The sequence below is a fragment of the Hoeflea sp. genome (genome assembly GCF_984452065.1).
Map to the genome: position 1 here is coordinate 1 of NZ_CFHWAF010000111.1, position 7,085 is coordinate 7,085.

Here is a 7,085-nt window from a genome sequence, read left to right on the forward strand (position 1 = left end):
CGTCTTCTGGCTGATACTTCTCGGCATGCTGGCGCCCGGCTTTATCGGCACGACCATATTCTTCCACCAGGTCTATCTCGTCGAATTGCGCGGCTGGTCCATCGAGGCCTTTGCGGGATCGTTCGCTCTGCTTGCCGTCATGACTGTCTGCTTCGCTCTCCTGGGCGGGTTGCTTATCGACCGGCTTTCGGCGGTGCGGCTTCTGCCGACCTTTCTGCTGCCGCTTTCGGCCTCATGTTTTCTGCTGGCGCTCGTTGAGCCCTCCTGGGGCATGTTTGCCTTCATGGCGCTTCTCGGCATTTCCTACGGGTTTTCCTCAACGCTGTTCGGCGCTTTGTGGCCGGAGATCTACGGGACGCGGCATCTCGGCTCCATCCGCGCCGTGGTCATAGCGCTGATGGTTTTCTCCACGGCGATGGGGCCGGGTATCACCGGCTTCCTGATCGATTTCGGCGTCGCCTATCCGCTTCAGATCCTGTTGATGGGCGCCTATTGCATCGCCATCAGCGTCGCCATGATCTTCGTCAGCCGCCGCATCGCGGCACGCCAAACTGTCATGGCGGACCCGGTGGCTCAACAATAACGCTTGCCATTCACATTCGCCTTGAGTAACCCGCCATCATGACCGAACTGGAAGACAATCGTCCCGTCACCGTGCGTTTCGCGCCGTCGCCCACGGGCCACATACATATCGGCAACGCACGCACCGCGCTGTTCAACTGGCTGTTCGCCAAACAGCACGGTGGCGAATTCGTTCTGCGTTTCGACGATACCGATGAGGCACGCTCCAGCGACGCGTTTGCCGAGGCGATCAGGGCGGATCTGGAATGGCTCGGCATCAGTCCCGACATCGTGGCCTGGCAATCCAAACGGTTCGAGGCCTATGCCGCCGCCGCCGACCGGCTGAAGGCGGACGGACTGCTTTATCCCTGCTACGAAACCGGTGAAGAGCTGGAGCGCCGCCGTAAGCTTCGGCTCGCACGCCGCCTGCCGCCGGTATACGGCCGGGAGGCACTGAAGCTCACCGATGAGGAACGGCGCGCGCATGAGAGCGAGGGCCGCAGGCCCCACTGGCGCTTTCTATTGCCGAACTATGCCGAAAACCCCTTCGAGACGCGACGCACCGAGGTGCACTGGGACGATGTGGTGCGTGGTCCGCAGACCGTCGACCTTGCGTCGATGTCGGACCCGGTGCTGATCCGCGAGGACGGCACCTATCTCTACACGCTGCCATCGGTCATCGACGATATGGAGATGGGCGTGTCCCATATCATTCGCGGTGACGATCATGTCACCAATACGGGTGCGCAGATTGCCCTTTTCAAGGCGCTCGGAAGCGAGGCTCCATCCTTCGGGCACCATAATCTTCTGACCTCGGTTTCCGGTGAGGGCCTGTCGAAACGCTCCAATGCCCTGTCCATCGGGTCCCTGCGCGAGCAGGACTTCGAGCCCATGGCGATTGCCAGCCTCGCGGTGCTGATCGGAACGTCCGAGAGTGTTTCCGCATTGCCTTCCATGGCTGCGCTCATGGAACTGTTTCGCCCGGAATTCGCGTCCAAATCGGCCGCCAAGTTCGATCCGGCGGAATTGACGACGCTCAACCGGGCGCTGGTGCGCGCGCTTTCGTTTGAAGAGGCAGGTGCCCGGCTGGCGGCGGCCGGTATTGCCGGCGGTAAAGCCGAAGCTTTCTGGTACGCCGTCCGGGGCAATATCGACTTCGTCAAGGATGCGGCCGAGTGGTGGACTATAGTGACAACGGGCCTGAGCGATCCGGAGCCGGTGCCGGCGGAGGATATGGATTTTGTCCGCGATGCGTTCGCGCAGCTTCCGCCCGAACCGTGGGACGCGACGACCTGGTCGACCTGGACCGGCCGCCTCAAACAGGACAGCGGGCGCAGGGGTCGCGCCCTGTTCATGCCGCTGAGACTGGCGCTTACGGGTCGCCGGTCCGGACCGGAGCTTGCAGATCTATTGCCTCTGATTGGTCGGGCAGGAACTTTGGACCGACGACCCTGACACGCCGGTTCGGGTCAATCTCACGGGCTGGCGCCGCCGGCTGCGTTTCGACGGCCGCCGCGTCTTCGGGTTTGTCGTCATCGTTGCCCGGCGGCGTGATGATAATGATCGACCGGCTGCCTCCCGGGCTGACGGCAAGGTCATCTGCCGGCGGCCCCGGCTGGCAGCTGCATTGCGGATTGTCGGCGCTTCCGCTTCGATAGGCGAATGCGGTCGGTAGAGAACGGTACGGTGTCTGATCGGCAACGGAAACCATGTCCTCGCTCTCCTGATCCGGAACCCGGTGGAAGAACAGGCTGACATCGGCGCCGGGGCACATGGTGGCACAGCGCTCGGCGTCGCGGTCGAATTCCAGGGGCGATGCCGAAAACGAGACCGGAAAATAATACCCGTCGCAGGTTCTTACGCACATGGTGCGGTATCGGGCATACGGATCGCCGGGATCGATCAGGTTTTGCTCCGTTTCGATGCCGATCGACTGGCGGATGCGGACACCGTCATCCGGAGGGCAGCCATTGGCCCGAAGCGCCGCGAGAATGCGCTGGCGGGCGCCTGAGGCCTCGGGACGCGGCGCGTTGTGGCGTTGCAGGAGCAACCTGTCGAGCTGCGCTTCCTCGCGCGCCAGCGCGGCCGAAATCCGCCGGCACATGGCCTGGGTCCTGTTGCCGAATACGATGATGCTGCCGCCGCAATCGAGGCTGTAGAGATCGGATCGGATCTGCTCGATCCTTTGCCGCTTCTCGATGATCGCTGCGTCGTAGCCGCCGGCCGGAACAGCGCCGATCTCACGGCTGCCATACTGGTCGAGCTGTGCCTGCAAGCGGGAACACAGCGCCATATCCTGAGCCATTGCCTGCCCGCCCGCCGCCGTGGTCAGGATCGCCACAAGGACCAGAACGTACCGCAATCCAGAACCAGTCAGCTTCAAAACAAGCACCTTTACCGTGTTGCCGAAGCATACACGTAATCTGGAGAATTTATAGCCGCCCGGCCGCGGCCGACAGGCGCCGCTATTCCGGAACCGAGGCCTCGACAACGGCAAGTGTCGCCATATTGACCACGCCGCGTGACGTGACGGATGGCGTCAGGATGTGCGCCGGCTTCGCGCCGCCCAGAAGAATCGGACCCACATGCAGCGCATCCATCATCGTCTTGACAACGCCAAGCGTGATATTGGCCGCGTCGAGCGTCGGAAACACGAGCAGGTTCGCTTCCCCGGTCAGGTGGGAATCCGGCATCACCCGATTGCGCAAGATCTCCGAAATGGCTGAATCGCCGTGCATTTCTCCATCGGCTTCGAGTTCAGGGTCCAGTTCGCGGATCAGTCCGATGGCCTCACGCATCTTGCGGGCGCTTTCGCAATCGCGCGAGCCGAAGTTGGAAAGGGACAAGAGGGCCGCGCGGGGCGTAATGCCGAAGCGTCTGATTTCCTTGGCCGCCATCAGGGTCGTTTCGGCGATCTCTTCCGCGGACGGGTTCAGCGAAACATAGGTGTCGGTGAAGAATGTCGCGCCGCGCTGCGAGATCAGAAGGCTGAGCGCCGAAAACGCACGCACGCCGTCGTCGAGACCGATGACCTGCCTTACATCTCTCAGATGTTTGGCGTAACGGCCCTCGACCCCGCAGATCAGCGCGTCGGCGTCGCCTCGGCGGACTGCGAGAGCGCCGATAACGGTCGCATTGGTGCGCACCATCGTGCGCGCGGCCTCCGGATTGATGCCCTTTCGCCCGACCAGCGAGAAATAGAGATCGACATAGTCCCGGTAACGCGGGTCGTCATGCGGATTGGTGACCTCGAAATCCTTGTCCGGCCGGATCCTGAGGCCGAACCTCTTGAGCCGTGTTTCGATAATGTCCGGGCGTCCGATCAGGATCGGGCGGGCTATCTCGTCCTCGATCAGCACCTGGGTCGCGCGCAGCACGCGTTCGTCCTCACCCTCGGCGAAAATGACGCGCTTTTTCTCAGCGGTCTTGGCGGCGGCAAACAGCGGCTTCATCAACAGCCCGGACCGGAAGACGAACCTGTTCAGCTTGTCCAGATAGGCTTCCATGTCGGCCACCGGCCGGGTGGCGACGCCCGAATCCGCCGCCGCTTTCGCGACGGCCGGTGCGATGCGCAGGATGAGGCGCGGATCGAAAGGCGAGGGGATGAGATAGTCCGGCCCGAAGACGGGGGTGTCGCCGGAATAGGCTTTTGCTGCCACATCCGATGCCTCTTCGCGCGCCAGCCCGGCTATGGCGCGCACGGCGGCCATCTTCATTTCTTCGTTGATTGTGCTGGCGCCGCAATCAAGCGCGCCGCGGAAGATATAGGGAAAACACAGGACATTGTTGACCTGGTTGGGGAAATCGGAGCGGCCGGTGCAGATCATGGCATCCGCCCGCGCCGCGCGCGCGGCATCGGGCATGATCTCCGGTGTGGGATTGGCGAGCGCCATGACAAGAGGCTTGTCCGCCATCCGGGTGAGCATGTCCGGCTTGAGGACATTGGCGGCGGACAGCCCGAGAAAGACGTCGGCGCCCTCGATGTGATCCTCCAGCGCATGCTTTTCGGATTTCTGCGCATAGACCGCCTTCCAGCGGTCCATCAGAACCTCGCGGCCTTCATAGACAAGGCCTTCTATGTCGTGGACCCAGATGTTCTCGCGCTTGGCGCCGAGCTCGACCAGAAGATTGAGGCAGGCGAGGGCGGCGGCGCCCGCGCCGCTGGTGACGATCTTGGCGCTGTCGAGCTTTTTGCCGGCAAGTTCCAGCCCGTTCAGGATTGCCGACGCGACAATGATCGCCGTCCCGTGCTGATCGTCATGGAAGACGGGTATGTTCATCTTCTCGCGCAACTGGTCTTCGATCTCGAAGCATTCGGGTGCCTTGATGTCCTCCAGATTGATGCCGCCGAAGGTCGGCTCGAGCGCGGAGACGACCGAGACGACGTGATCGATATCCTGCGAATCGATCTCTATGTCGAAAACGTCGATGCCGGCGAATTTCTTGAACAGAACGGCCTTGCCCTCCATGACCGGCTTCGAGGCCAGAGGGCCAATGGAGCCAAGGCCGAGGACTGCGGTGCCGTTCGAGACGACGGCGACCAGATTGGCACGCGCCGTGTAGTCGGCGGCGAGGTCCGGCTGTTTCTGGATGGCAAGGCAAGGCGCGGCGACCCCGGGGGAATAGGCCAGCGCCAGGTCGCGCTGGTTGCCGAGCGGCTTCGTCGCCTGGATTTCCAGCTTTCCCGCCGTCGGATACTTATGGAAAAAGAGCGCGCTTTCCTCGAAATCACCTTGGTCGTGTTCATCCGGGGTTTCGACTTTGGAATTCATCAGGGCTTGTCCTTGCTTTGCCGGCGCAGACAGCGCCTTTTTTAAGTATTTACCTAAAACGCGCTCGGATAAAGACCGCCATCCACCAGAATGTTCTGGCCGGTAATGTAGCCTGCCTGCGAGGAGCACAGGAAGGCGCATGTGCTGCCGAACTCTTCTGCCGTTCCCATCCTGGCGGCCGGGACCTGTTTGAGGGCGGCGTGCTTGATCTCTTCCATGGTCTTTCCGGTTTTTTGCGATGTGTTGCGGAATGAGGACGCCAACCGGTCCGTGTCCATTTTTCCCGGCAGAAGCGTATTAATCGTGACGTTCTGCGATGCGACCCGGCGGGCTACGCCCGCCAGGAAAGATGTCAGGCCGGCCCGAGCGCCAGACGACAGATCAAGGCCGGGAATGGGCATATAGACGGAGGACGACGTGATGTTGACGATACGGCCGAACCGGCGCTCGCACATGCCGTCGATGACCGACTGGACGAGTTCGATGGGCGTCACCATGTTCTGGGTGACCCCTTCCAGGATCGCCGCCCGGTCAAGTTCCTTGAAATCCCGGGGCGGCGGGCCCCCGTTGTTGTTGACCAGTATATCCGGATCGGGGCAGGCATCCAGCAGGGCGCGCTGCCCGTCAGCGGTGGAAACGTCGGCGACGATCGCTTCGACCTGCGTGCCGGTTGCGGCGCGGATTTCATCCGCCGTCGCGGCCAGCGTATCGCCGTCGCGGCCGTTGATGACGACATGGCATCCGGCTTGCGCAAGCGCCATGGCGCAGCCCCTGCCGAGTCCGCGGCTTGATGCGCAGACGATTGCTTTCCTGCCCGCAAGGCCAAGGTCCATCCCGCTCTCCTTTCACTGTGTCGCGCCGGGTCCGGCATCCCTTTTGCACGAGCCGTCAATTCAGATCAAACCGTATTTGTCATCAGATTGTGATACGACTCTGGTTAGCCGTTGCGTGAAACGCTGAAACGTTACGGTGGCGATCATGGCACAGACGGCGAAACGGTATCGGACTCTCTTCATCTCCGATGTTCATCTGGGTTCAAGAGCGGCCAAGGCGGACTACCTGATTGATTTTCTTCGATATCATGAGGCCGAGCAGATTGTTCTGGTCGGCGATATCGTTGACGGCTGGCGGCTGAAACGCAGTTGGAACTGGCCGCAGGACTGCAACGATGTGGTTCAGAAACTCCTGCGCCAGGCCCGCAAGGGTACGCGAATTGTATATATCCCGGGCAATCATGACGAGTTCCTGCGCGACTTTCCCGGCACGCATTTCGGCGGCATAGAGGTGGCGCTCAATATGATCCACGAGGGTGCCGACGGCAAGCGCTATCTGGTGCTTCACGGGGACGAGTTCGACGTCGTCGTGCGGCATGCGCGCATTCTCGCGCACCTTGGCGACTGGGCCTATGATCTGGCGATCTTCGTCAATCGCGGTGTCAACGGATTGAGGCGCCGCGCGGGTCTGCCATACTGGTCCTTTTCCGCCTGGGCGAAGCTTCAGGTCAAACAGGCGGTGAACTTCATCGGCGAGTTTCAGCGCGTTGTCGTGGAAGAGGCGCGCAGGCGCGATGTCGAAGGCGTTATCTGCGGGCACATTCATCATGCCACGATCGAGGATTTCGGCGGTATCCGCTATATCAACACCGGTGACTGGGTTGAGAGCTGCACTGCCGTTGCCGAGGATTTCGACGGCAATATGCATCTCTTGCACTGGGACGTGCATTCCGATCAGGTCGAGGGACGGCGGGGCGTG

6 protein-coding genes are annotated in these 7,085 nt (G+C 61.8%); 3 read left to right on the forward strand and 3 right to left on the reverse strand.

Going from position 1 to position 7,085, the window contains the following annotated elements:
- Together AC5E6N_RS18130 and gltX are read left to right on the forward strand one after the other, a co-directional pair.
- A partial coding sequence (locus AC5E6N_RS18130; RefSeq protein ID WP_491749127.1) for an MFS transporter occupies positions 1-583 on the forward strand: 583 nt, incomplete at its 5' end.
- A 38-nt stretch (positions 584-621) separates the two neighbouring features.
- Positions 622-2,016: a glutamate--tRNA ligase gene (gene gltX, locus AC5E6N_RS18135; RefSeq protein ID WP_491749128.1), complete on the forward strand. Its 1,395-nt coding sequence runs from the start codon at positions 622-624 to the stop codon at positions 2,014-2,016.
- Here gltX and AC5E6N_RS18140 read toward each other — a convergent pair.
- The 3 genes from AC5E6N_RS18140 to AC5E6N_RS18150 form a co-directional block, all read right to left on the reverse strand.
- Complete coding sequence (locus tag AC5E6N_RS18140) at positions 1,934-2,944, reverse strand: DUF2865 domain-containing protein (RefSeq protein ID WP_491749129.1); 1,011 nt, start codon at positions 2,942-2,944, stop codon at positions 1,934-1,936. The genes gltX and AC5E6N_RS18140 overlap by 83 nt on opposite strands.
- An 82-nt stretch (positions 2,945-3,026) precedes the next feature.
- Positions 3,027-5,333, reverse strand: coding sequence for an NADP-dependent malic enzyme (locus tag AC5E6N_RS18145; protein ID WP_491749130.1), 2,307 nt, complete (start codon positions 5,331-5,333; stop codon positions 3,027-3,029).
- A 53-nt stretch (positions 5,334-5,386) separates the two neighbouring features.
- Positions 5,387-6,166, reverse strand: coding sequence for an SDR family oxidoreductase (locus AC5E6N_RS18150; RefSeq protein ID WP_491749131.1), 780 nt, complete (start codon positions 6,164-6,166; stop codon positions 5,387-5,389).
- A gap of 145 nt (positions 6,167-6,311) precedes the next feature.
- Between AC5E6N_RS18150 and AC5E6N_RS18155 the strand changes: the two genes are divergently transcribed.
- Positions 6,312-7,085 (forward strand): UDP-2,3-diacylglucosamine diphosphatase (locus tag AC5E6N_RS18155; RefSeq protein WP_491749132.1); only part of this gene is annotated, 774 nt, incomplete at its 3' end.

Coding starts and splice junctions, on each gene's coding strand:
- AC5E6N_RS18145 (WP_491749130.1), bottom strand. CDS start 5,333: ATGAATTCCAAAGTCGAAACCCCGGATGAACACGACCAAGGTGATTTC.
- AC5E6N_RS18150 (WP_491749131.1), bottom strand. CDS start 6,166: ATGGACCTTGGCCTTGCGGGCAGGAAAGCAATCGTCTGCGCATCAAGC.
- gltX (WP_491749128.1), top strand. CDS start 622: ATGACCGAACTGGAAGACAATCGTCCCGTCACCGTGCGTTTCGCGCCG.